General features: G+C 63.3%; 23 protein-coding genes. 19 read left to right on the plus strand and 4 right to left on the minus strand.

Going from position 1 to position 24,556, the window contains the following annotated elements; genetic code table 11:
* Positions 1 to 87: 87 nt before the first annotated feature.
* From ccoN (OU800_RS14125) to hemN, 14 genes are all read left to right on the plus strand, one after another.
* Positions 88 to 1,527 carry a cytochrome-c oxidase, cbb3-type subunit I gene (gene ccoN, locus OU800_RS14125; RefSeq protein WP_268177922.1) on the plus strand — a complete coding sequence of 480 codons (1,440 nt, stop codon included), beginning with the start codon at positions 88 to 90 and terminating at the stop codon, positions 1,525 to 1,527.
* Positions 1,527 to 2,135: a cytochrome-c oxidase, cbb3-type subunit II gene (gene ccoO, locus OU800_RS14130; protein ID WP_268177923.1), complete on the plus strand. Its 609-nt coding sequence runs from the start codon at positions 1,527 to 1,529 to the stop codon at positions 2,133 to 2,135. Before ccoN (OU800_RS14125) ends, ccoO (OU800_RS14130) begins: the two co-directional genes overlap by 1 nt.
* Positions 2,136 to 2,140: 5 nt before the next feature.
* A complete protein-coding gene (locus tag OU800_RS14135; protein ID WP_268177924.1) occupies positions 2,141 to 2,317 on the plus strand; it encodes a cbb3-type cytochrome oxidase subunit 3 in 177 nt (58 codons plus the stop codon).
* On the plus strand, positions 2,314 to 3,240 hold the full coding sequence (gene ccoP, locus OU800_RS14140) for a cytochrome-c oxidase, cbb3-type subunit III (protein WP_268177926.1): 927 nt from the start codon (positions 2,314 to 2,316) through the stop codon (positions 3,238 to 3,240). The genes OU800_RS14135 and ccoP (OU800_RS14140) overlap by 4 nt, the downstream gene beginning before the upstream one ends.
* Before the next feature lie 342 nt (positions 3,241 to 3,582).
* Complete coding sequence (gene ccoN / locus OU800_RS14145; RefSeq protein ID WP_268177927.1) at positions 3,583 to 5,025, plus strand: cytochrome-c oxidase, cbb3-type subunit I; 1,443 nt, start codon at positions 3,583 to 3,585, stop codon at positions 5,023 to 5,025.
* Positions 5,025 to 5,633 (plus strand): cytochrome-c oxidase, cbb3-type subunit II, encoded by a 609-nt coding sequence (gene ccoO, locus OU800_RS14150; protein ID WP_134675985.1) that lies wholly within the window; start codon positions 5,025 to 5,027, stop codon positions 5,631 to 5,633. The genes ccoN (OU800_RS14145) and ccoO (OU800_RS14150) overlap by 1 nt, the downstream gene beginning before the upstream one ends.
* Before the next feature lie 6 nt (positions 5,634 to 5,639).
* Entirely contained in the window at positions 5,640 to 5,834 is a 195-nt protein-coding gene (locus tag OU800_RS14155) for a cbb3-type cytochrome oxidase subunit 3 (protein WP_268177928.1), read from the plus strand.
* Complete coding sequence (gene ccoP, locus OU800_RS14160; RefSeq protein ID WP_268177929.1) at positions 5,831 to 6,826, plus strand: cytochrome-c oxidase, cbb3-type subunit III; 996 nt, start codon at positions 5,831 to 5,833, stop codon at positions 6,824 to 6,826. The genes OU800_RS14155 and ccoP (OU800_RS14160) overlap by 4 nt, the downstream gene beginning before the upstream one ends.
* Before the next feature lie 161 nt (positions 6,827 to 6,987).
* Positions 6,988 to 8,397 (plus strand): cytochrome c oxidase accessory protein CcoG, encoded by a 1,410-nt coding sequence (ccoG, locus tag OU800_RS14165; RefSeq protein WP_268177930.1) that lies wholly within the window; start codon positions 6,988 to 6,990, stop codon positions 8,395 to 8,397.
* Between the two features lie 13 nt (positions 8,398 to 8,410).
* On the plus strand, positions 8,411 to 8,929 hold the full coding sequence (locus OU800_RS14170; protein ID WP_268177931.1) for a FixH family protein: 519 nt from the start codon (positions 8,411 to 8,413) through the stop codon (positions 8,927 to 8,929).
* An 8-nt stretch (positions 8,930 to 8,937) separates the two neighbouring features.
* Positions 8,938 to 11,334, plus strand: coding sequence for a heavy metal translocating P-type ATPase (locus tag OU800_RS14175; RefSeq protein ID WP_268177932.1), 2,397 nt, complete (start codon positions 8,938 to 8,940; stop codon positions 11,332 to 11,334).
* Between the two features lie 103 nt (positions 11,335 to 11,437).
* Entirely contained in the window at positions 11,438 to 11,644 is a 207-nt protein-coding gene (ccoS, locus tag OU800_RS14180; RefSeq protein WP_268177934.1) for a cbb3-type cytochrome oxidase assembly protein CcoS, read from the plus strand.
* On the plus strand, positions 11,637 to 12,320 hold the full coding sequence (locus OU800_RS14185; protein WP_268177935.1) for a sulfite exporter TauE/SafE family protein: 684 nt from the start codon (positions 11,637 to 11,639) through the stop codon (positions 12,318 to 12,320). The genes ccoS and OU800_RS14185 overlap by 8 nt, the downstream gene beginning before the upstream one ends.
* Before the next feature lie 274 nt (positions 12,321 to 12,594).
* On the plus strand, positions 12,595 to 13,977 hold the full coding sequence (hemN, locus tag OU800_RS14190; protein ID WP_268177936.1) for an oxygen-independent coproporphyrinogen III oxidase: 1,383 nt from the start codon (positions 12,595 to 12,597) through the stop codon (positions 13,975 to 13,977).
* Positions 13,978 to 14,123: 146 nt separating this feature from the next.
* Here the strand turns inward: hemN and OU800_RS14195 are convergent, their stop codons facing one another.
* A complete protein-coding gene (locus tag OU800_RS14195; protein ID WP_268177937.1) occupies positions 14,124 to 14,573 on the minus strand; it encodes a hypothetical protein in 450 nt (149 codons plus the stop codon).
* A gap of 147 nt (positions 14,574 to 14,720) precedes the next feature.
* Here OU800_RS14195 and fnr point away from each other — a divergent pair, with 147 nt between their 5' ends.
* The 4 genes from fnr (at position 14,721) to OU800_RS14215 (ending at position 18,151) form a co-directional block, all read left to right on the plus strand.
* Positions 14,721 to 15,455, plus strand: a complete 735-nt coding sequence (fnr, locus tag OU800_RS14200; RefSeq protein ID WP_268177938.1) for a fumarate/nitrate reduction transcriptional regulator Fnr — start codon at positions 14,721 to 14,723, stop codon at positions 15,453 to 15,455.
* Between the two features lie 96 nt (positions 15,456 to 15,551).
* The gene (locus OU800_RS14205) at positions 15,552 to 16,100 is read left to right on the plus strand and encodes an adenine phosphoribosyltransferase (RefSeq protein ID WP_268177939.1); all 549 of its coding nucleotides are present in this window, start codon (positions 15,552 to 15,554) and stop codon (positions 16,098 to 16,100) included.
* 223 nt (positions 16,101 to 16,323) lie between these two features.
* Entirely contained in the window at positions 16,324 to 17,139 is an 816-nt protein-coding gene (locus tag OU800_RS14210; protein ID WP_268177940.1) for an ion transporter, read from the plus strand.
* A 175-nt stretch (positions 17,140 to 17,314) separates the two neighbouring features.
* Entirely contained in the window at positions 17,315 to 18,151 is an 837-nt protein-coding gene (locus tag OU800_RS14215; protein WP_268177941.1) for a metal-dependent hydrolase, read from the plus strand.
* 1 nt (position 18,152) lies between these two features.
* Here the strand turns inward: OU800_RS14215 and nahK are convergent, their stop codons facing one another.
* Both nahK and nosP read right to left on the minus strand, forming a co-directional pair.
* Complete coding sequence (gene nahK / locus OU800_RS14220) at positions 18,153 to 20,798, minus strand: hybrid sensor histidine kinase/response regulator NahK/ErcS' (protein ID WP_268177942.1); 2,646 nt, start codon at positions 20,796 to 20,798, stop codon at positions 18,153 to 18,155.
* On the minus strand, positions 20,728 to 21,891 hold the full coding sequence (nosP, locus tag OU800_RS14225) for a nitric oxide-sensing protein NosP (protein WP_268177943.1): 1,164 nt from the start codon (positions 21,889 to 21,891) through the stop codon (positions 20,728 to 20,730). The genes nahK and nosP overlap by 71 nt, the downstream gene beginning before the upstream one ends.
* 289 nt (positions 21,892 to 22,180) lie before the next feature.
* Here nosP and OU800_RS14230 point away from each other — a divergent pair, with 289 nt between their 5' ends.
* Positions 22,181 to 24,007, plus strand: a complete 1,827-nt coding sequence (locus OU800_RS14230; protein ID WP_268177944.1) for a long-chain-acyl-CoA synthetase — start codon at positions 22,181 to 22,183, stop codon at positions 24,005 to 24,007.
* 48 nt (positions 24,008 to 24,055) lie between these two features.
* Here OU800_RS14230 and OU800_RS14235 read toward each other — a convergent pair whose 3' ends face one another.
* The gene (locus tag OU800_RS14235) at positions 24,056 to 24,544 is read right to left on the minus strand and encodes a hypothetical protein (protein ID WP_268177947.1); all 489 of its coding nucleotides are present in this window, start codon (positions 24,542 to 24,544) and stop codon (positions 24,056 to 24,058) included.
* Between the last annotated feature and the right edge of the window lie 12 nt (positions 24,545 to 24,556).

Raw genomic sequence — 24,556 nt, forward strand, 5'->3', positions numbered from 1 at the left:
GATATCCGTGGTGTTCGTGGCCTGCTCATGCCTAGGGGTGCCACGGGTATCGGCCGCTCTGCCATAACCGTGGATGGAAGCCCAGACATGAACACAACAACCCGTTCCGCCTACAACTACAGGGTGGTTCGCCAGTTCGCCATTATGACGGTGGTTTGGGGCATCGTCGGCATGGGACTCGGCGTATTCATCGCTGCCCAGCTGGCCTGGCCCGAACTGAACTTCAACCTACCCTGGACCAGCTTCGGCCGGCTCCGCCCGCTGCATACCAATGCGGTGATCTTCGCCTTCGGTGGCTGCGCTCTGTTCGCCACCAGCTACTACGCGGTGCAACGCACCAGTCAGACCACGCTGTTCGCGCCGAAACTGGCGGCCTTCACCTTCTGGGGCTGGCAACTGGTGATCCTGCTCGCAGCCATCAGCCTGCCACTGGGCTGGACCAGTTCCAAGGAATACGCCGAGCTGGAATGGCCCATCGACATCCTCATCACCATCGTCTGGGTGTCCTACGCCATCGTCTTCTTCGGTACGGTAATGCAGCGCAAGGTCAGCCACATCTATGTGGGCAACTGGTTCTTCGGTGGTTTCATCCTCACCGTGGCCATTCTCCATCTGGTCAACAACATGGAGATTCCGGTCACCCTGACCAAGTCCTACTCGCTGTATGCCGGCGCCACCGATGCGATGATCCAGTGGTGGTACGGGCACAACGCCGTGGGCTTCTTCCTCACCGCCGGTTTCCTGGGGATGATGTATTACTTCGTGCCCAAGCAGGCCGGTCGCCCGGTCTACTCCTACCGCCTGTCCATCGTCCACTTCTGGGCGCTGATCGCGGTGTACATCTGGGCCGGCCCGCACCACCTGCACTACACCGCGCTGCCTGACTGGGCCCAGTCCCTGGGCATGGTGATGTCGCTGATCCTTCTGGCCCCCTCCTGGGGCGGCATGATCAACGGCATGATGACCCTCTCCGGTGCCTGGCACAAACTGCGCACCGACCCGATCCTGCGCTTCCTCGTGGTCTCCCTGGCCTTCTACGGCATGAGCACCTTCGAGGGCCCGATGATGGCCATCAAGACCGTCAACGCCCTGTCCCACTACACCGACTGGACCATCGGCCACGTACACGCCGGCGCCCTCGGCTGGGTCGCCATGGTGTCCATCGGCTCGCTGTATCACCTGATTCCCAAGGTGTTCGGCCGTGAGCAGATGCACAGCATCGGTCTGATCAACGCCCACTTCTGGCTGGCCACCATCGGCACCGTGCTGTACATCGCCTCGATGTGGGTCAACGGCATCACCCAGGGCCTGATGTGGCGTGCGGTCAACGAGGACGGCACCCTCACCTACTCCTTCGTCGAGGCGCTGGAAGCCAGTCACCCCGGCTTCGTGGTGCGGGTGATCGGCGGCGCCATCTTCTTCAGCGGCATGCTGCTGATGGCCTGGAACGTCTGGCTGACCGTGCGTAGCGCCAAATCCGTGGAGATGGAAGCAGCCGCGCAGTTCTCGGTAGAAGGAGCCCACTGATGAAACACGAGATTCTCGAGAAGAACATCGGCCTGATGGCCCTGGTGATGATCCTGGCGGTCAGCATCGGTGGCCTGACCCAGATCGTCCCGCTGTTCTTCCAGGACGTCACCAACGAGCCGGTCGATGGCCTCAAGCCCTACACCGCCCTGCAACTGGAAGGCCGTGACATCTACATCCGTGAAGGCTGCGTCGGCTGCCACTCGCAGATGATCCGCCCGTTCCGCGCCGAGACCGAGCGCTACGGCCACTACTCGGTCGCCGGCGAAAGCGTCTGGGATCACCCCTTCCTGTGGGGCTCCAAGCGTACCGGCCCGGATCTGGCACGGGTCGGCGGCCGCTACTCGGACGAGTGGCACCGCGCCCACCTGTACAACCCACGCAACGTCGTGCCCGAGTCGAAGATGCCCGCCTACCCCTGGCTGGTGGAAGGCACCCTCGACGGCCAGGACACCGCCAAGAAGATGAGTGCCCTGCGCACCCTCGGCGTGCCCTACAGCGACGCCGACATTGCCGGTGCCAGCGACGCGGTCAAGGGCAAGACCGAGATGGAGGCGCTGGTCGCCTACCTGCAGGTGCTCGGCACCGCCGTGAAGAACAAGAGGTAAGCGCCATGTTCGAGTTCATCGATGTGGGTACGTTGCGCGGTCTGGGTACCGCACTGGTACTGATCGCCTTCACCGCAGTCACCTTCTGGGCCTATAGCGGCGAACGCCGCGACGAGTTCAACGCAGCGGCCAACCTGCCGTTCGCCGACGACAAGCCCGATGTCTGGAGTAATGAAGCATGACAGCCTTCTGGAGCATCTACGTCACCCTGCTCACCGTCGGCACGATGGTCGCGCTGTTCTGGCTGATCTTCGCTACCCGCAAGAGCGAAGTGCACAAGAACCCGACCGAGCAGACCATGGGCCATGCCTTCGATGGCATCGAGGAGTATGACAACCCGCTGCCCAAGTGGTGGTTCATGCTGTTCCTCGGCACCCTGGTGTTCGGCGCAGCCTACCTGCTGCTCTACCCGGGTCTGGGCAACTTCAAGGGCCTGCTGCCCGGCTACGAAGACGGCTGGACTCAGGTCAATCAGTGGCAGCGCGAGATGGATCGTGCCGATGAGCTGTACGGCCCGATCTTCGCCAAGTACGCCGCCATGCCCATCGCCGAAGTGGCCAAGGACGAGCAGGCGCAGAAGATGGGCGGTCGTCTGTTCGCCTCCAACTGTGCGGTGTGCCATGGTTCCGATGCCAAGGGCAGCTACGGTTTCCCCAACCTGACCGACGATAGCTGGCGCTGGGGCGGCGAGCCGGAAACCATCAAGACCACCATCCTCAAGGGGCGTCACGGCATGATGCCGCCGCAGGGTGCGGTGATCGGCGAGGACGGCGTACGCAACGCAGCCGCCTACGTGCTGACCAAACTGGGTGGCCGTGAACTGCCGGAAGGCGAAGTGGCGGATGTCGCCGCAGGCGAGAAGATTTTCTCCACTACATGCTTCGCCTGCCATGGCGCAGACGGCAAGGGCACACCTGCCCTGGGCGCACCGGATCTGACCCACCCGAGCGCATTCATCTACGGCAGCAGCTTCGCTCAACTGCAGCAGACCATTCGCTATGGTCGCAATGGCAACATGCCTGCTCAGGAAGATTTCCTCGGTAACGACAAGGCCCACCTGCTGGCCGCCTATGTCTACAAGCTGAGCCACGGTAAAGAGCAATAACCCCGCCTCTTGCCGGTGGTCGCAGCCGCGACCACCGGCCCCTCCCTTCATGCGACCCGATGTCGCACCATCCGACCAACAGCAACGCAGGCTCCTTCACCTGCGCTAAGCTCGTTGACAGTCGCCATCTGCATACAATTCCAAGGCGATCCATTCCTAGCGCCGCGCAAACTGCTTGCGCAACGAGGTGCAAGGCGCTTTTTCAGGCCTGACCAACAGGCCGATGAAAAGCCCTGAAACCCTGATCGTGTCGGTGGGTTGCGTTGCAATGGCTACCTGCTTTCTCCATACTTGCCGCCGATTTTTGCCCCATAAAAATCCATTAACCGTGGAACCCCTAGCATGAGCACAGCAATCAGTCAGACTGCTTATAACTATAAGGTGGTCCGCCAGTTCGCCATTATGACGGTGATCTGGGGGGTCATAGGGATGGGTCTAGGCGTGTTCATCGCCGCACAACTCGTGTGGCCGGAACTCAACCTAGGCCTGCCGTGGACCAGCTTCGGCCGTCTGCGTCCCTTGCATACCAATGCGGTGATCTTCGCCTTCGGCGGATGCGCACTGTTCGCGACTTCGTATTACGTGGTCCAGCGTACCTGCCAGACGCGTCTGGTTTCCGATGGTCTGGCTGCATTCACCTTCTGGGGCTGGCAAGCCGTGATCGTGCTCGCCGTGATCACCCTGCCCCTGGGCTACACCAGCTCCAAGGAATACGCCGAACTCGAGTGGCCGATCGACATCCTCCTGGGTGTGGTCTGGATCACCTACCTGCTGGTGTTCTTCGGCACCATCATGAAGCGCAAGACCAAGCACATCTATGTGGGCAACTGGTTCTTCGGCGCCTTCATCCTGGTCACCGCCATGCTGCACATCGTCAACAGCATGGAAATGCCGGTCAGTCTGACCAAGTCCTACTCCATGTACTCCGGCGCCACCGACGCGATGATCCAATGGTGGTACGGTCACAATGCCGTGGGCTTCTTCCTGACCACCGGCTTCCTGGGCATGATGTACTACTTCGTACCCAAGCAGGCCGAGCGTCCGATCTACTCCTACCGCCTGTCCATCGTCCACTTCTGGGCGCTGATCACCCTGTACATCTGGGCCGGCCCGCACCACCTGCACTACACCGCCCTGCCGGACTGGGCCCAGTCCCTCGGCATGGCCATGTCGGTGATCCTCCTGGCGCCGAGCTGGGGTGGCATGATCAACGGCATGATGAGCCTGTCCGGTGCCTGGCACAAACTGCGCACCGACCCGATCCTGCGCTTCCTCGTGGTCTCCCTGGCCTTCTACGGCATGAGCACCTTCGAGGGCCCGATGATGGCCATCAAGACCGTCAACGCCCTGTCCCACTACACCGACTGGACCATCGGCCACGTACACGCCGGTGCCCTCGGCTGGGTAGCGATGATCTCCATCGGCTCGCTGTACCACCTGATTCCGAAGGTGTTCGGCCGCGAGCAGATGCACAGCATCGGTCTGATCAACGCCCACTTCTGGCTGGCCACCATCGGCACCGTGCTGTACATCGCCTCGATGTGGGTCAACGGCATCACCCAGGGCCTGATGTGGCGCGCAGTCAACGAAGACGGCACCCTGACCTACTCCTTCGTCGAAGCGCTGGAAGCCAGCCATCCCGGCTTCGTGGTGCGCATGATCGGCGGCGCTTTCTTCGTCACCGGCATGCTGCTGATGGCTTACAACACCTACCGCACCGTGCGTGCCGCCAAGCCGGCTGAATACGATGCGGCTGCGCAGATTCCCGCCGGAGTAGCTCACTGATGAAACACGAAATCATCGAGAAGAATATCGGCCTGATGGCGCTGCTGATGGTGATTGCCGTCAGCATCGGCGGCCTGACCCAGATCGTTCCGCTGTTCTTCCAGGACGTCACCAACGAGCCGGTGGAAGGCCTCAAGCCCTATACCGCGCTGGAACTGGAAGGCCGTGACATCTACATCGCCAACGGCTGCGTCGGCTGCCACTCGCAGATGATCCGTCCGTTCCGTGCAGAAACCGAGCGCTACGGCCACTACTCCGTCGCCGGCGAAAGCGTCTGGGATCACCCCTTCCTGTGGGGCTCCAAGCGTACCGGCCCGGATCTGGCCCGCGTCGGCGGCCGCTACTCGGACGAGTGGCATCGCGCCCACCTTTATAACCCGCGCAACGTCGTGCCCGAGTCGAAGATGCCAGCCTACCCCTGGCTGGTGGAAAACAAGCTCGATGGCAAGGACACCGCGAAGAAGATGGAAGTCATGCGTGGCTTCGGCATCCCCTACACCGACGAGGACATCGCCGGTGCCCGTGATGCAGTGAAAGGCAAGACCGAAATGGACGCGCTGGTCGCGTACCTGCAGGTTCTCGGCACTTCCATCAAGAACAAACGGTAAGACGCCATGGATATCGGGACTATTCGCGGAATCGGCACGGCGGTGGTGTTCATCGCCTTCATCAGCGTGGTGCTCTGGGCCTACAGCAGCAAGCGCAAGTCCAGCTTCGACGAAGCCGCCAACCTGCCCTTCGCCGACGACCCCGAAACCAAGCCCGAGTCCAAGCGTGACCAAGACTCTTCCAGGAGCAATAACCAATGACCACGTTCTGGAGTTGGTACGTAACCATCCTCTCCCTGGGCACCATCTTCGCCCTGACCTGGCTGATCTTCGGCACCCGCAAGGGCCAGCGCCAGGAAGTGACCGACGAAACCGTCGGCCACAGCTTCGATGGCATCGAGGAGTATGACAACCCGCTGCCCAAGTGGTGGTTCATGCTGTTCGTCGCCACCATCGTCTTCGCTCTCGGCTACCTGGCCCTGTATCCGGGCCTGGGCAACTTCAAAGGCCTGCTGCCGGGGTACGACTACCTCGACAGCGAGAGCAAGACCCCCTTCGCAGAAGGTGTACAGATTGCTGATGGCTCCATGCGTCACTCCGGCTGGACCGGCGTGCACCAGTGGGAGAAGGAAATGGCGCGCGCCGATGCGCAATACGGCCCGCTGTTCGCCAAGTACGCCGCCATGCCGATCGAGGAAGTGGCCAAGGACGAGCAAGCCCTGAAAATGGGTGGTCGCCTGTTCGCCTCCAACTGCTCGGTCTGCCACGGCTCCGATGCCAAGGGCAGCTATGGTTTCCCCAACCTGACCGACAACGAATGGCGCTGGGGCGGCGAGCCGGAAACCATCAAGACCACCATCCTCAAAGGTCGTGAAGGCGCCATGCCCGCCCAAGGCCCGGCCATCGGCGAAGACGGTGTACGCAACGTCGCCGCCTACGTGCTGACCCAACTGGCTGGCCGTCAACTGCCGGAAGGCGTGGAAGCCGACATCGCTGCTGGCCAGAAGGTCTTCGCCGGCACCTGCTTCGCGTGCCACGGCGCCGACGGCAAGGGCACCCCCGCCATGGGCGCGCCGAACCTGACCAACCCGGCAGCGTTCATCTACGGCAGCAGCTATGCTCAGTTGCAACAGACCATCCGCTACGGTCGTCACGGCAAGATGCCGGCCCAGGAAGAATTCCTCGGCAACGACAAGGTGCACCTGCTGGCTGCCTACGTTTACAGCCTGTCGCATCAGAGCGAAGAGCAGTAAGCGCAGCACGACTCTTTTGACAAGGGTCAATGAACGCCCGGGTCGCGACTGCTCGTCGCACCCGGGCGTTGTCTTTCAGGCGTACCATATGGGTACCGTGAAACGACCCTGACCGGCACGTATCGGCCTGGGCTGCCAACCAACCGCTGTGGTGCGCATCGATGAGCAATCAGATACCTGTCCAGGACATCACCCCCCCTGCCAAGAATGCCGGCGTCGATCTCTACGCCAGCCGCGAGAAGATCTACACCCGCGCCTTCACCGGGCTGTTCCGCAATCTGCGACTCGCAGGCGGCGCCCTGCTCTTCCTGCTGTTCTTCGGCACCGTCTGGCTCAACTGGGATGGTCGCCAGGCCGTGTGGTGGAACCTGCCGGAGCGCAAGTTCCATATCTTCGGCGCCACCTACTGGCCGCAGGACTTCATGCTGCTGTCCTGGCTGCTGATCATCTGCGCCTTCGGTCTGTTCTTCATCACCGTCTTCGCCGGCCGCGTCTGGTGCGGCTATACCTGCCCGCAGAGCGTGTTCACCTGGGTATTCATGTGGGCGGAGAAAGTCACCGAGGGTGACCGCAACCAGCGCATGAAGCTGGACAAGCAACCCATCAGCGGCAACAAGCTGGGACGCAAGCTCGCCAAGCATGGCATCTGGGTCGGCGTATCGCTGCTGACCGCCATTACCTTCGTCGGCTACTTCACGCCGATTCGCGACCTGGTGGTGGAGATCTTCACCGGCCAGGCCAGCGGCTGGGCCTATTTCTGGATCGGCTTCTTCACCCTCGCCACCTACGGCAATGCGGGCTACCTGCGCGAGCAGGTGTGCATCTACATGTGCCCCTATGCGCGCTTCCAGAGCGTGATGTTCGACCAGGACACCCTGATCGTCTCCTACGATCCGCGCCGCGGCGAGAAGCGTGGCCCGCGCAAGAAGGACGCGGACTACAAGGCCCAGGGCCTGGGTGACTGCATCGACTGCAAGATGTGCGTGCACGTCTGCCCCACTGGCATCGACATCCGCGACGGCCTGCAAATCGAGTGCATCGGCTGCGCGGCCTGCATCGATGCCTGCGACAGCATCATGGAGAAGATGAACTATCCCAAGGGACTGATCAGCTACACCACTGAACACAACCTGTCCGGCCACAAGACCCACCTGCTGCGGCCACGCCTGATCGGCTACGCTGTCGCGCTGGTGGCGATGATGGGCCTGTTCGCCTGGGCCGTGGCCAACCGCCCGCTGGTGGAGCTGGACGTGCTCAAGGATCGCGTGCTATTTCGCGAGAACGAGCGTGGCTACATCGAGAACGTCTACACCCTGAAGATCATGAACAAGGCGCAGCACGACATGACCTACGTGATCAGCGCCGACGGCCTCGACGGCCTGGTCTACGAAGGCAAGCGCGAGGTGCGCGCCCTGGCCGGCGAGGTGTACTCCTTCCCGGTGGAGCTCTCCATCGCGCCGGAGAAGCTGCCCTCGAGCGCCAACAACATCGTCTTCCACGTACAATCGGCGGACGACCCCAGTATCAAGAACGACGCTGACAGCCGCTTCATCGGCCCAAGCGTCCGCTGACAACGGAAAGAGCATGACCGAGCACGCACCATCGCCAGCCAAACCCTGGTACAAGCAGTTCTGGCCCTGGTTCATCATCGCCCTGCTGGGCTATTCGGTGGTGCAGGGCGTTGCCCTGCTCACCCTGGCCACCAAAAACCCACCGGGGTTGATTTCCGACGATTACTACGACGTCGGCAAAGGCATCAACCAGTCGCTGGAGCGCGAGAAACTGGCCGAGCGCCTGCAACTACATGGCGAGCTGATATTGGACAACACCACCGGTACCGCCCTGCTCAGCCTGCAAGGTAACAGCCGCCCACAGCAGATCGTGCTCAACCTGATCTCGCCGACCCAGCCGGAGCGCGATCGCCGTGTCATCCTGCAACCGACGGCGGACGGCCAGTACCGTGGGCAGATGGTCGATCAGGTCAGCGGTCGCCGCTTCGTCGAACTGCTCGGCCAGGAAGGCAGCCAGAACTGGCGGCTGTTCGAGGAAGAGACCATCAGCGATGGCCAGAGCATCATGATCGGTGACAACCCCTCCTACTGACCCTGCCGATGCCCACCCCCACTCCCTGCTATCACTGTGGCCTGCCGGTGCCTGCCGGCAGCCAGTTCCATGCCGACGTGCTCGGCCAGACCCGCGAAATGTGCTGCCCCGGCTGTCAGGCCGTGGCCGAAGCCATCGTCGCCGGCGGCCTGGAGCATTACTACAGCCATCGCAGCGAGAACGCGGCCAACCCGCAGGCACTGCCCGCCGCCCTGCCGGATGAACTGGCGCTGTATGACCGCAGCGATGTGCAGCAGCCCTTCGTCCAGCACCAGGGCGAACTGAGCGAAACCCAGTTGCTGATCGAAGGTATTAGCTGCGCCGCCTGCGGCTGGCTGATCGAGAAGCACCTGCGCGGCGTGCCAGGCGTGGCCGAAGCGCACCTGAACCTGTCCAACCATCGCCTGCAGGTGCGCTGGCAGGACAGCCAGATCGCCCTGAGCAAGCTGCTCGCCGAACTGCGCCGCATCGGTTACGCCGCCCACCCCTGGCGCGCTGACGAGGCGGCCGAACGCATGGCCGCGGAAAACCGCCGGCGCATGCGCGAGCTGGGCGTGGCCGGGTTGTTGTGGATGCAGGTGATGATGGCGACCATGGCCACCTGGCCGGAATTCAACATCGACCTGTCGCCGGAGCTGGACAAGATCCTGCGCTGGACCAGCCTGTTTCTCACCACGCCTATCGTCTTCTACTGCTGCGGCCAGTTCTTCCGTGGCGCCCTGCGCGACCTGCGTACGCGTCACCTGACCATGGACGTCTCGGTCTCGCTGGCCATCGGCGGTGCCTACGTGGCCGGCATCTGGTCGACCATCACCGGCCAGGGCGAACTGTATTTCGACGCCGTGGGCATGTTTGCGCTGTTCTTGCTCGCCGGGCGCTACCTGGAGCGCCGTGCACGAGAACGGACGGCAGCCGCTACGGCGCAGTTGGTCAAGCTGCTACCGGCCTCCTGCCTGCGCTTGAACGCCGACGGCCAGAGCCAGCGCATCCTGCTCAGCGAGCTGCGCGAAGGTGAGCAAGTGCTGGTGCAACCCGGCTCGCTGATTCCCGCTGACGGGCGCATCCTCGCAGGCCAATCCAGTGTCGACGAATCGCTGCTCACTGGCGAATACCTGCCGCAGGCACGCGGCATCGGCGACCCCGTCACCGCCGGCACGTTGAACGTCGAAGGCCCGCTGACGGTGAGCGTGCAGGCCCTGGGCGACGCCACCCGGCTGTCGGCCATCGTGCGCCTGCTGGAGCGCGCGCAGAGCGAGAAGCCGCGCCTGGCAGAAATCGCCGACCGGGTTTCGCAGTGGTTTTTGCTGTTCATCCTCGTTGCCGCTGCCGTGGTCGGTCTCGCCTGGTGGGAAATCGACTCCAGCCGCGCCTTCTGGGTGGTGCTCGCCCTGCTCGTGGCCACCTGCCCCTGCGCATTGGCCCTGGCCACGCCGACCGCGCTGACCACCGCCACCGGCAGCCTGCACAAGCTGGGCCTGCTGCTGACCCGTGGCCATGTGCTCGAAGGCCTCAACCATATCGACACGCTGGTGCTGGACAAAACCGGCACCCTGACCGAAGGCCGCCTCGCCCTCAGCGCCGTCCATCCGCTGCGCGAACTCGATCAGGACGCCTGCCTGGCCCTGGCCGCCGCCCTGGAAAACCGCTCCGAACACCCCATTGCCCGCGCCTTTGGCCAGGCGCCACGCGCAGCCGACAGCGTCGACAGCTATCCCGGCCAGGGCCTGCAGGGCCGCGTCGACGGCCGCCTGCTGCGCATCGGCGAAGCCGGCTTCGTCTGCGCCTTGAGTGGCCAGACCGTGCCAGCGATTGCCAGCCAATATGGCCAGTGGCTGCTGCTGGGGGATGAGCAGGGCCCACTGGCGTGGTTCGTGCTCGACGACCGCCTGCGCGAGGATGCGCCCGAGCTGATCGCCGCCGCCCGCGCCCGTGGCTGGCACATCCACCTGCTGTCCGGCGACAGCTCGCCGATGGTGGGTGAAGTGGCGCGTCAGCTCGGCATCGAGGATGCCCGTGGCGGCCTGACCCCGGATGCCAAGCTGGCTGTACTCAAACAGTTGCATGCCGAAGGCCGTCGCGTACTGATGCTCGGCGATGGCGTCAATGACGTGCCGGTGCTGGCTGCAGCCGATATCAGCGTGGCCATGGGTTCGGCGTCCGACCTGGCCAAGACCAGTGCCGATGCCGTACTGCTGTCCAATCGCCTGAGCAGCCTGGTGCAGGGCCTGAGCATGGCCAAACGCACACGGCGTATCATCATCGAAAACCTGTGTTGGGCGACCCTGTACAATGGCCTGGTGCTGCCGTTCGCGGCGCTCGGCTGGATCACCCCCATCTGGGCAGCGGTGGGCATGTCGTTCAGCTCGCTGCTGGTGGTACTCAATGCCCTGCGTCTGAGCCGCTAAGCTGCAGCAAGCGTAGCCCGAACATCGAGGAGCGAGCCCTGCTCGCGAAGAAGCATTTCGCGAACAAGGCTCGCTCCTACCCAGACGCCACCCCGGAGAGCGTATGTCCGCCCTGTACATCCTGATTCCCGTCGCCATCGCCCTGGTCGCGTTCGCCATCTGGCTGTTCTTCTGGGCGGTGGACAGCGGCCAGTACGACGACCTCGACAGCCCCGCCCACAGCATTCTCTTCGACGACGAGGATCCGCTGCACAAGGCCGGCGTCGAGCAGGCCGAGGATCACAACAAGCCGGGCAAACCTGATGCTTGAGCTGGCTCCCCTGCTGGTGTCGGCGCTGATCCTCGGCCTGCTCGGCGGCGGTCATTGCCTGGGCATGTGTGGCGGCCTGATGGGCGCACTGACCCTGGCGATCCCTGCCGAGCAACGCGGCAGGCGCCTGCGTCTGCTGCTGGCCTACAACCTCGGGCGCATCCTCAGCTATGCCACCGCCGGCCTGTTGCTGGGATTGGCGGGCTGGGCGCTGGCCGGCAGCAGCGCCGAGCTGGTCATGCGCAGCCTTGCCGCCCTGCTGCTGATTGCCATGGGTCTGTACCTGGCTGGCTGGTGGAGTGGCCTGACGCGCATCGAAGCGCTGGGCCGTGGCCTGTGGCGGTACATCCAGCCCCTGACTCGGCGCTTCATGCCGGTCACCAGCATCCCGAAGGCCGTGGTGTTGGGCGGACTATGGGGCTGGCTGCCCTGCGGCCTGGTCTACAGCACCCTGCTGTGGGCCTCAAGCCAGGGCAATGCAGTGGACAGCGCCCTGCTGATGCTGGCGTTCGGCCTCGGCACCTGGCCAGTCTTACTGGCCACCGGGCTGGCCGCCGAGCGCCTCACCGCGCTGCTGCGCAAACGGGGCGTGCGCATGGCGGGTGGCCTGCTGGTTATCCTGTTCGGCCTCTGGACCCTGCCCGGCCCGCACCAGCATTGGCTGATGGGGCACTAGAGCAGCTACAAGCCTCAAGAGGCAAGTAAAAGCAGAAGCACGAGCACGCGCGTAGCCCGGATGCAATCCGGGAAAACCTGCCACCACTCCCCGGATTGCATCCGGGCTACGTCGCCAGAGCAGCTACAAGCTGCAAGCCTCAAGCGTCAAGTAAAAACAGAAGCACGGGCTACGCTCTCGGTCGCCCCTGCCTTTCTCCCCGTTGATTCAGGTCAAGGCCCCCACACACCCGCATCCCTAGACTGGCCGCACAGCCTGTACAGGATTATTTCCCATGCTCGACGCCATCCAGTGGGATGCCGACCTGATCCGCCGCTACGATCTCGCCGGCCCGCGCTACACCTCCTATCCGACCGCCGTGCAGTTCCACGACGACATCGGCCCCTTCGACCTGCTGCATGCGCTGCGCGACAGCCGCAAGGCAGGCCGCCCACTGTCGCTCTACGTGCACATCCCGTTCTGTTCGCACATCTGCTATTACTGCGCCTGCAACAAGGTGATCACCAAGGATCGCGGTCGCGCCCTGCCCTATCTGGAGAAACTGGAACGGGAAATCGAGATCGTCAGCCGCTACATCGGCAAGGAACAGGTGATCGAGCAACTGCACTTCGGCGGCGGCACACCCACCTTCCTCAGTCACGACGAACTGCGCCGTCTGATGCAGCACCTGCGCCAGCATTTCAACCTGCTGGATGACGACTCCGGCGACTACAGCATCGAGATCGACCCCCGCGAAGCGGATTGGTCGACCATGGGCCTGCTGCGCGAGCTGGGTTTCAACCGCGTCAGCCTCGGCGTGCAGGATCTCGACCCCGAGGTGCAGCGCGCGGTCAACCGCCTGCAGACCCTGGAAGAAACCCGCGCCATAGTCGAGGCGGCACGCACCCTGCAGTTTCGCTCGTTGAACATCGACCTGATCTACGGCCTGCCCAAGCAAACCCCGGAGCGCTTCGCTCGCACCGTGGCCGAAGTGATCGCCCTGCAACCCGATCGCCTGTCAGTGTTCAACTATGCGCACCTGCCGGAACGCTTCATGCCACAGCGGCGCATCAACGCCGAGGAGCTGCCGCCGGCAGCCGACAAGCTGGCCATGCTGCAGGCCAGCATCGAGCAACTGACCAAGGCCGGCTACCGTTACATCGGCATGGATCACTTCGCCCTGCCCGACGACGAGCTGGCGGTGGCGCAGGAGGAAGGCACCCTGCAGCGCAACTTCCAGGGCTATACCACCCACGGTCATTGCGACCTGATCGGCCTGGGGGTCTCGGCCATCAGTCAGATAGGTGACCTGTACAGCCAGAACGACAGCGACATCGGCAACTACCAGCAGAGCCTCGGCAATGGCCAACTGGCCACGCGCCGTGGCTTGCACTGCAACGCCGACGACCGCGTGCGGCGTGCCGTGATTCAGCAACTGATCTGCCACTTCGAGCTGGATTTCCGTGGCATCGAACAGGCTTACGCCATCGATTTCCGCTACTACTTCTCGGCGCTCTGGCCGGATCTGCAGCGCCTGCACGATGACGGCCTGATCGAACTTGGCGAACACGGCATCCGGGTACTGGCCGCCGGCCGCCTGCTGGTGCGCTCGCTGTGCATGCTGTTCGACCGTTACCTGACCGACCAGGTGCGTCAGCGCTTCTCACGGGTGATCTGAATAGCACGGCCTGTGTTTTGCGGCTTACAGAGTGTAGGAACGGATTTATCTGCGAAAGGGTTGCCGCCGTAGCCGCCAGAATCGCCAATGAATCCGCTCCCACGGTCGCGGACGATATCTGGCCGGCATCAGCCAGCACACCGTTTTCAGCCCATGGCCAGGGATGAGGCGGTCTGCATCTGTTCCTTGCTCAAGCCCTGCTCACGCATCTGCCTGATCAGGTTGGCATTGGCCGAGGTCAGTGCGCTGTTGAGGCTGCTCAGCTCCGTCTGCAAGGCATCGGCCTTGGCCCGCTTGGTTTCCGCATCCAGGCTCTGGTCGGCCATCAGCGCCTTGAGTTCGGCCTGCTTGGCGGCGATCTCAGCCTTCAGCTTGCGGATCATCTTCAGCAACTCCTTGATGCTGTCCGGCAAGCCGCTCTCGTCGACATCCTTGTTGTTCGCCTCGCCCCTGCTGGCCGACAGGCTCTTGCCCAATTCCGACAGGCTGACCCGCAAGCCATCGCGCACCTCTTCAGGCGTCTGCTCGACTGCGATATTTTGTCGCTGAGAAGCTATGCTCAGGTTGCTCAGCGGGGTATTAGCGTCGATGCGCATCTTCGCACCTCCCTTGCTTTCGATTGCAACTGCTATCGGCCGCACCAGGACAAACTTGAACGTCAGTTCAGCTTTCTTTCGACTGGCCGCAAGCCTTGCCCTGCTGTACTCTTTAACGTCATTGCGTGTTTATCAGGAAGCGGAACGATGTCCGAGAACATCAAGCTGCGGGCACAGCACCAAGCCCATTGCAAGGATTGCAGCCTGGCCAGCCTGTGTCTGCCGATCTCGCTGAACATGGAAGACATGGACGCGCTCGACGAAATCGTCAAACGCGGTCGCCCACTGAAGAAAGGCGAGTTTCTGTTCCGTCAGGGCGATGCCTTCGGCTCGGTATTCGCGGTGCGCTCCGGTGCGTTGAAGACCTTCGGTCTGAGCGACTCGGGTGAGGAACAGATCACCGGCTTCCACCTGCCCAGCGAGCTGGTCGGCCTGTCCGGCGTCGATGGCGAGCGCTACCCGGTGTCGGCCCAGGCCCTGGAAACCACTTCGGTGTGCGAGATCCCCTTCGAGCGCCTGGATGACCTGGCTCTGCAACTGCCGCAACTGCGTCGTCAGCTCATGCGCATCATGAGCCGCGAGATCCGTGACGATCAGCAGATGATGTTGCTGCTGTCGAAGAAGACCGCCGACGAGCGCATCGCCACCTTCCTGGTCAACCTCTCTGCCCGCTTCCGCGCCCGTGGCTTCTCCGCCAACCAGTTCCGCCTGGCCATGTCGCGCAACGAAATCGGTAACTACCTGGGTCTTGCCGTGGAGACGGTGTCCCGCGTGTTCACCCGCTTCCAGCAGAACAACTTGCTCGAGGCCGAAGGCAAGGAAGTGCACATTCTCGACCCCATCGAGCTGTGCGCCCTGGCCGGTGGCAATATCGACATCTGAAACCACCGCAGTCCCTGACACCAGCGGTTTCCCTCCAGCACGACAGCGCCGCGCATGCGCGGCGTTTTCGTCCGCGCGATTCCAGCAGGACACCCCATGATCTTCGACGAATTCAGCATCAAGACCCTGATCCGCCCGGTGGTGGACTTCCCCAAGCCCGGCGTGGTGTTCCGTGACATCACCCCGCTGTTCCAGTCGCCCCGCGCGTTGCGCATGGTCGCTGACAGCTTCATTCAGCGCTACGTCGAAGCCGAGTTCAGCCATATCGGCGCCATGGATGCCCGTGGTTTCCTGATCGGCTCGATCATCGCCTACGAACTGAACAAGCCACTGGTGCTATTTCGCAAGCAGGGCAAGCTGCCAGCCGACGTGCTCAGCGAGGGGTATCAGACCGAATACGGCGAAGCCTTCCTGGAAGTGCACGCCGACAGCCTGTGCGAAGGCGACTCGGTGCTGATCTTCGATGATCTGATCGCCACGGGTGGCACCCTGATCGCCGCCGCCAATCTGGTAAGGCGCATGGGTGCAACCATCCATGAGGCAGCCGCGATCATCGATCTGCCGGAACTGGGCGGCTCGCAGAAGCTGCAGGACGCCGGCATCGCCACCTTCACCCTGACCGCCTTCGCCCTCGACGAGCAGTAATCCCCAGGTCATCGCCACCTCCAGCCGCTCCGATCTGCACAAGGCTTCACCACTGCCGCAAAGGCTGTGAGCGAAGCCTGGCGACAAGGGCTCAGCAGCTCACGGAAACAATGGGTAACCCTTAATACCCAGGGCAAGCCCTCCAACACCTGATCAGCTTCGGTCTGGAAACCGTAGAATCATTCGCTCACTTCCCTGACCGAATCTCGATTGCCCCTTGACCATGAACGAACTCACTACGCATCCGAGTCCTGCTTGGCGTCAGCGCCTGGGCGCTGTCATGGACGGTACGTCCGTACAGCGTCTGATCACGGTATTGATCCTGATAAATGCCGCCATCCTCGGCATGCAGACCTCGCCGAACATCATGGCGCAATGGGGCAAACCACTGCTGATCCTCGACGCGCTGATCCTCGCCTGCTTCGTCATCGAGTTGCTCCTGCGCTTCACCGCACGCGGCCTGAAGCTGCTGCGCGACCCCTGGGCAGTGTTCGACTGCCTGGTGGTCGGCATCGCCCTGATTCCAGCCAGCGGCCCCTTCGCCGTGCTGCGCGCCCTGCGCGTATTGCGGGTGCTGCGCCTGGTGTCGATCAATCCGAGCATGCGCAAGGTGGTGCAAGCGCTGCTCGCCTCGCTGCCGGGCATGGGCAGCATCGTCATGCTCATGGGGCTGATCTTCTACGTCGCTGCGGTGATGGCCACGCAGTTGTTCGGCCAGAGCTTTCCCGAGTGGTTCGGCAACATCGGCGCCAGCCTCTATACCCTGTTCCAGGTGATGACCCTGGAAAGCTGGTCGATGGGCATCGTCCGCCCGGTGATGGAACAGCACCCACTGGCCTGGCTGTTCTTCGTGCCCTACATCCTCATCGCCACATTCATGATGCTCAATCTGTTCATCGCGGTGATCGTCAACGCCATGCAGAGCACCCACGAGCCCAATGCCGAAGAACAGGCTGCGGTGGCGCGCGAGCAGGCCATACTCGACGAGCTGCGCGCACTGCGCCAGGAACTGAGCGAGCTGCGGCAAAAGCCGTCCTGAACGGCTCACGAGTGCAAGACCCGCCTAAAGTTGGCGGCGTTGGGCCGCATGAAACCTGATAGTTACATCGTTCAATGGCAAAGTCGCCGCAGGAGGCATGCGGCCCTATCCGCGACTGGTGCCAATCAGAGCCGCATAACAATCGGGAGCACGACTCCCCAAGAGGACTCGAACGATGACTGCAAGCACCGCTCTGCCCCAAGCGAAAGCCAGCTTCCCGGTTCGGCGCATGGATTTCAGCTTCACCGCGACGCCCAAATACTGGTTCTACAACGACCCGTTCATGAGCCAGTTCATGAACAACCTGTCCTCGCTGTTCCCCTACGGCGAGAAGTTCTTCGTCGACAGCGTGCGCGCGGTGCGTGACGAGATCACCGACCCGCAGTTGAAGAAGGACATCAGTGCCTTCATCGGCCAGGAAGCCATGCATTCCAAGGAACACGCGGCCTACAACGATTATGCCAACGAGCACGGCATCGATCTGGAACGCCTGGAACTGCGCATCAAGGTGCTGCTGGAATGGACGACTCGCTTCAGCACCAAGAAGCATCGCCTGGCGGCCACCTGCGCGCTGGAACACTTCACCGCCACCATGGCCGAGCAACTGCTCAAGCGCGAAGACCTCACCACCCAGATGAACGACCCCAAGCTGTACCAGCTATGGATGTGGCACGCCATCGAGGAGAATGAGCACAAGGCAGTCTGCTACGACGTCTACCAGAATCTCTACGGCGGCTACTTCACCCGCGTATTCGTGATGATGATGACCACGGTGATGTTCGCCGGGGTGATCGGCTGGTTCCAGTTGCATCTGCTGCGCAAGGACGGCCAACTGTTCAACTGGCGTAGCTGGGCGCTGGGCCTGCGCAAGCTGTTCGGCCCGCGTGAAGGTTTCTTCACCAAGATGATCGGCCCTTACCTGGACTACTACCGCCCGGGCTTCCATCCCAAGGATCACGACACCACCGAGCTGGAAAACCGCTGGCGCGCGCGCCTGGGCTTCTCCAGCTAAGTCAGGCCTGCACGACGCCGCGTTCGAGCAGATGATTCATCGCGGCCTTGAGTTTCATCGGCCGCACCGGCTTGTGCAGCAGGCTGTGGCCAAGTTCGCGCATCTGCAGCTTGAGCTCGTTGCTGTAGTTGGCGGTGATCATCAGCGCCGGTAGTGGCGTGCTGCGCCGTGCGTTGATCTGCGCCACGGCATCGACGCCGTTGCGCTCATCGTCCAGGTGGTAGTCGGCTATCAGCAGGTCGGCCTCGGCGTGGTAGTTGTCCACCTGGCGCGCCAGATCCTGCTCCGATAGCGCAGTGATCACCCGGCAGCCCCAGCCTTCGAGCAGGGTGCGCATGCCGGCGCAGATCGCCGCGTCGTTATCCAGCACCCACACGCGCGCACCGCTCAGACGCTCGAGCGGATATTGCGGGCTGTCCTCCAGGGTGCGTGCCCGTGGCGCGCGCCGGGTCAACGGCACCTCCACGGCGAACATCGAACCCCTGCCCTGCTGCGAGGCCACGCGGATGCGATGGCCGAGCATGCGGGCGATCTTGTCGACGATGGCCAGGCCCAGACCGAGGCCACGATCCTGTTTGCGTTGCACGTTATCGCCGCGCTTGAACTCCTGGAAAATCTCACCGAGCTTGTCTGGCGCGATGCCGATGCCGCTGTCCCATACCTCGATGGACAGGCTGTTGCCGCGCCGCCGGCAACCCAGCAGGATGCGTCCGCTGGCGGTGTAGCGAATGGCGTTGCTGAGGAAATTGCGCAGAATCCGCGCCAGCAGTTGCACGTCGCTGCGCACCAGCGCCGTACTGGGCAGGTAATCCAGGCGCAGCCCCTCGCTGCTGGCGATCTGGTGGTATTCGGCGGCCAGGTTATGTAACAGCTCGCTGACGGCGAACGGCGCGATATCGGCCTTGATCACCCCAGCATCGAGCTTGGAAATGTCCACTAGGGTGCCGAGCAGACTCTCCACGTCCTCCAGGGAATTGCTGACGTTGCGTACCAGGGGTGCACAGCCGGACAGGTCATGCTTCTCAAGCAGCGCGCTGGTGAACAGGCGCGCTGCGTTGAGCGGTTGCAGCAGATCATGGCTGACCGCGGCGAGGAACTTGGTCTTGGACAGGTTGGCCTGCTCCGCCTCGCCCTTGGCCTCGCGCAGGCGCACCTCCATCTGCGTGCGCTCGTCGATTTCGCGGCGCAGTTGCTCGTTCACCGTGGTCAGCTCGGCAGTGCGTTCACGCACGCGCTGTTCCAGGTGCTGATAGGCCTGATGCAGGGCTTCGGCGGTACGACGGCGCTCGGTGATATCGCGGATCAGCACGAAGATGCCCACCACCTCGCCGCTGGCCTGCCGGTTGGGCACGTAGGAGCGCAGCATGTAGCGCTCCTGCCCGGCGTGATTGGTCTCGGCGAACTCGAAGGTCACGCTCTCGCCGGACAGTGCCCGCTCGACGTAAGGCTCCAAGCGCTGGCAGTGCTCATCGCTGTGCACTTCGCGCAGGCTCTGGCCGAGCATGGCGCCACGCGGCCAGCAGTACCATTCCTCGTAGACCTTGTTGGTGAATTCGTAGACCAGATCGGCAGACAGGTAGGCGATCAGTGCCGGCACGTGGTCAGTGATCAGGCGGATCCAGCGCTCGCTGTCGCTCAGTGCCTGGGCCTGGCGATGACGCTCGGTGATGTCGGTGAAGGTATTGACGAAGCCCCCGGTGGGCAGCGGGTGGGTGCGCACCTCGAGCATGCGCCCGTCGAACAACCGTACCTCCACCTGGCGCATCGGCCTGCCGGCGGCGTCGCGGCTGTCCGGGGTCAGCGGCTGTAGCTCGCTTTCCGCCATCACCTCGGCGAAGGGCCTGTGCGCGTTGATCGGCGCCAGGCCGCAGAGTTCGAGGAAACGGTGGTTCCACAGCTCCAGCGCGCCCTCGGCATTGACCATGGCCATGCCCTGGGACAGGTTGTCCACCGCGCGCTGCAACAGCCGCGACTTCTGCGCCAGGGCCTGCTCGCGGCGCAGCGCCTCGCTCTGCTTGACCTCGGTGATGTCGGTGTAGAGGATCACCAGCCCACCTTCGCGGGTCGGCCGCTCGCTGACCTGTACCCAGCGGCCATCCTGCAGGCGGAACAGGCTCGGCTCGCCTTCCTTGCCCAGTTGCGCCTCCACCACCAGCCCGGTGCTGCGGCTCAGGCGCTTGATCTCCTCCAGCCGCGTGCCCGTGCCGATACGCGCCCGGCTGCGTGCCCACAGCGCCTTGAAACGGCTGTTGAAGAGGACGATGCGCTGACGGTCGTCGAACAGCACGAAGGCATCGGAAATGCTCTCGATGGCGTCGATCAGGTGCTGGTGTGCGGTCTCGGCACGCAGGCGCGCATCGCTGAGCAACTGGTTGCTCGACTTGAGTTCGGCCATGGCCTGGTTCAGCGCATCGGTGCGCTCACGCACCTGCTCGGCCAGCACCACCGAGTGCTGGAAAGCGGCATAGGCATCGTCACCCCGCGAGTGGATCGATTCCACCCGCTCGATCAGCGCGGCGTTGATGCGCTTGAGCTTGGCGTTCTCCAGCTCCAGCGCGGCGCAGCGTGCCTGTAGCTCAGCGTTCGCAGCGTCCAGCGGGGCGACCAATGGCGACCCCGGTGAAGGTCTGGTTGATGTGCATGCCATTGAACTGCTCTCCGTAGGTGTTGAAGCCGATCACCCGCTGCTGACGCAGTAGGTCGGCGACCGGCTCGACGCCAGCGTCGTTCTCGATTTCCAGGCGGCGCAGGAAGCAGTCGCAACCGATGGTCAGCAGCAACGGGCCGAGGCGCTGCTGCAGACCGGCGAATAGCTGTTGCAGATTGGGCAGCAAGGGGCCAGGGCGCATGCCGGTAAGGACGATGCCGTTCTCCACTGCGCAGTAGAAGGTCAGGCTGAGGTCGTCATGCACCTGCTGGATCGAACGCACGTAGTAGTGATCGCTGATGCGCACCGCCAGCGGATAGGCGGCGAATATGCGGTGATCCAGAGCCTCGAGTGGTACGCCGATCAGTTCGGCATACTCCTGCGCCGCCGGTGCGGCGTTGAGTTCGTACACCCGACGGCTGGCGCTGTCGGCACGGGTAACCACCAGTTTGTCGGCGCTGGGCAGGATGTGGTGGGTGCTGAACACCTCGAAATCCAGCCAGGTGTTGAACAACACCACCACCGCGGCACCACTGTGAAAGCGCCCGTCGTGATAGACATGGGTATGGGTCAGGTGGTTGTCGTCGCCGGCCGAACCGCCGAAATGCGGGATGCTGCCCAGTGCCGCGCTGAGCGCGCCGAGCACCAGCTCCTCGCGGCTGGAGAGGCCGTCGAGCAGGGTCAGGGCAAAGCTATGGCCCTTGATCGAGGCCAGCTCGTTACTGCGGCAATCCTTGACCAGGCCATCGACCAGGTGCTGCGCATCGAGCAGGTTGAAGCGCTCCATCTCGTCGATCAGCACGCTGGCGATGGAGAAGCAGCGCAGGTCGAAGCCCAGCGCCACCACGCACCCCCGGCCATAGCCCTGCGGGGTGATCTCGCCGGCACTGGTGCAGCCAACCAGGCTGACGCCGCCAAAGTGCGCCTCCAGCGCCTGACCAAGGCCATCGAGGTCATACTCGGCCGAGCAGAAAAACAGCACGAAACCGAGATAGGGATGGATCAGCTGGCGTGCCAGTTCCTGCGCGGCCAATTCCACGTCCTTCGTGCTGGAAACGGCGCTGACGACGCCCTCCGACTGATCCAAGGCCATATCACGCCCCAATACACCTGCTGGTCTTGGGGAAATTCTACGAAGCAGCCGGCGCTTCCCCCATGCTACTTGAGTACTGGGTAGTCGATCCGTATGGCGTACTCGCGAAGCAGTATGCCGCCTGATTCAGGCTCTGCACCCCAGGATGACCGATCCAGACGCACTCGCCAGACCAGCGCATTTGCCGATCTGCCCGCCGAAGCGCGCGCCAGGGCCATGGCTGGCGGAGCGCGCCTTGAATAGAGTCAGGTATCGCCTCTAATTCATAACAGTTCAAAGTGCGAGCCCCATGAGCCAAGCCGATCTGATTTCGCCCATTCGCTTTCTGGCCCACCTGCCGCAACACCTGCCACGCGTGCCACGCATGTTGCGCGGGCTCTACTACGCGGGTATCCGCAATCGCGAGAAGAGCCTGTCGCTGGCCTGGGCCCTGCAACTCGCCACCGAGCGCTACCCCGAGCGCCCGGCCATGATGGATGAGAACCGCCAGCTCAGCTATCGCGCGTTCAATGCCTGGGCCAACCGTCTGGCCTGGGCCTTCAAGGCCGAAGGGGTCGGCCATGGCGACGTGGTCGCGGTGATGCTGGAAAACCGCCTGGAACAGTTGGCTATCCTCGCCGGCTTGAGCAAACTCGGTGCGGTCGGCGCCTTGATCAACACCACCCAACGCGGCAAGGTGCTGGCGCACAGCTTCAACCTGGTCAAACCCCGCTTTCTGGTGATCGGCGACGAACTGCTCGGCGCCTTCGACGAAATCGCCACGCAACTGCAGAACCAGCAGGCCAAACGCTACTGGGTTGCCGACCAGGATTGCCTGCGCGATCCCGGCCAGGCACCGGACGGCTGGAGCAACCTGATGCAACTGGCCGTCGGCCAGGCTGAAGACAACCCGCCGGACAGCCTGCGCGTGCGCATGAAGGATCCCTGCTTCCTGATCTACACCTCGGGCACCACCGGCCTGCCCAAGGCCTCGATCATGAGCCATGGCAAGTGGATCAAGGCCTATGGCGGCTTCGGTCACTCCGGCCTGACGCTGAACGAACGTGACGTGCTCTACCTCACGCTGCCCTGTTACCACAACAACGCCGTTACCGTGTGCTGGAGCGCGGCGCTGGCCGGCGGCGCCGCCATCGCCCTGCGCCGGCGCTTCTCCGCCAGCGCCTTCTGGAGCGACGTGGCGCGCTACCAGGCCACCTGCTTCGGCTATATCGGCGAGCTGTGCCGCTACCTGCTCAACCAGCCGGTGCACCCGGCGGAACAGGGCAACAGCCTGCGCTGCATGATCGGCAATGGCCTGCGCCCATCGATCTGGGCCGAGTTCAAGGAGCGCTTCGGCATCGAGCAGATCACCGAATTCTATGCCTCCAGCGAAGGCAACATCGGCTTCACCAACGTCTTCAACTTCGACAACACCGTCGGCTACACCCCGGCCACCTACGCCATCGTCCGCTACGACCTGGAGAACGACCGCCCGGTCCGCAGCAGCAACGGTTTCCTGCAGAAGGCCGACAAGGGCGAAGCCGGTCTGCTGATCAGCGAGATCAGCGCCAAATGGCCCTTCGACGGCTACACCGACCCGGCCAAGAGCGAGTCGGTGATCCTGCGCAACGTGTTCAAGAAAGGCGATGCCTGGTTCAACACCGGCGACCTGATGCGCGACATCGGCTGCAAGCACGCACAGTTCGTCGACCGTCTCGGCGATACCTTCCGCTGGAAGGGCGAGAACGTCTCGACAACCGAAGTGGAAAACGTGCTCGGCGCCTTCCCCGGCGTGGAGGATGCTGTGGTCTATGGCGTGGAGATACCCGGCACCAACGGCCGCTGCGGCATGGCCGCGTTGCGCCTGGCACAAGGCTGCGAGCTGGACGGCGCCGCACTGGCCGCCTATCTCGATGCCGAGCTGCCAGCTTATGCCGCCCCGCTGTTCATCCGCCTGCTCGGCGAGGTGGAGACCACCGGCACCTTCAAGTACAAGAAGACCGATCTGAAACAGGCCGGCTACGATCCGAAAAAGGTAGACGAGCCACTCTACGTGCGCCTACCGGGCTCGACGAGCTTCCAGCCACTGGATGCCGATGTGCATACGGCTATCGAGCTGCAGGTGCATCGGTTCTGAAAGACGTTACGCGGCGCCAGACAGTTGGCGCTGCGCTCCTGCCTGCCCCTACTGCTTGAACTCGAACTGCACCTCGGCGCCTTCGATAGAATCCCAGTAGTCGTCGACCCGTGCATTGTTGATCAGCTTGCCGCTGATCTGGAACGGGCCGCTGCTTTCGGGCTTCTCGCCGAACAGGGGCGGCAGCAGCGGTTTGAGCTCCTGCTCGGTTTTGCTTTGCAGTGCCTGCTCGAACAGCTCATGAGGCACGCTCAGATCCAGCGCCTGCGCCGCAGCCGGCTCTACCGGCTTGGGTTGAGCAGGTGCGGGCTGGGGCTTGACGGCAACCGGCGCTTTGCCGGGCGCCACCACCGACTTGGCCTCGATCGCTTTGACCGGTACCGGCGCAACGGGTTTGGGCTTGGCAGGTGCTTCGACAGGCGTAGGGACGGGGGCGACCTGGGCAGGCTCGGGCTGTTGCGCCACGGGCTGCGGCGCCCGTTCGCAGGCACTCAGCCAAGCCAGGCACAGCAATAACAGCAAGAACTTAGGTTTCATGGGGTACAACTG

The organism is Pseudomonas sp. GOM7 (assembly GCF_026723825.1).
Classification (GTDB): Bacteria; Pseudomonadota; Gammaproteobacteria; order Pseudomonadales; family Pseudomonadaceae; genus Aquipseudomonas.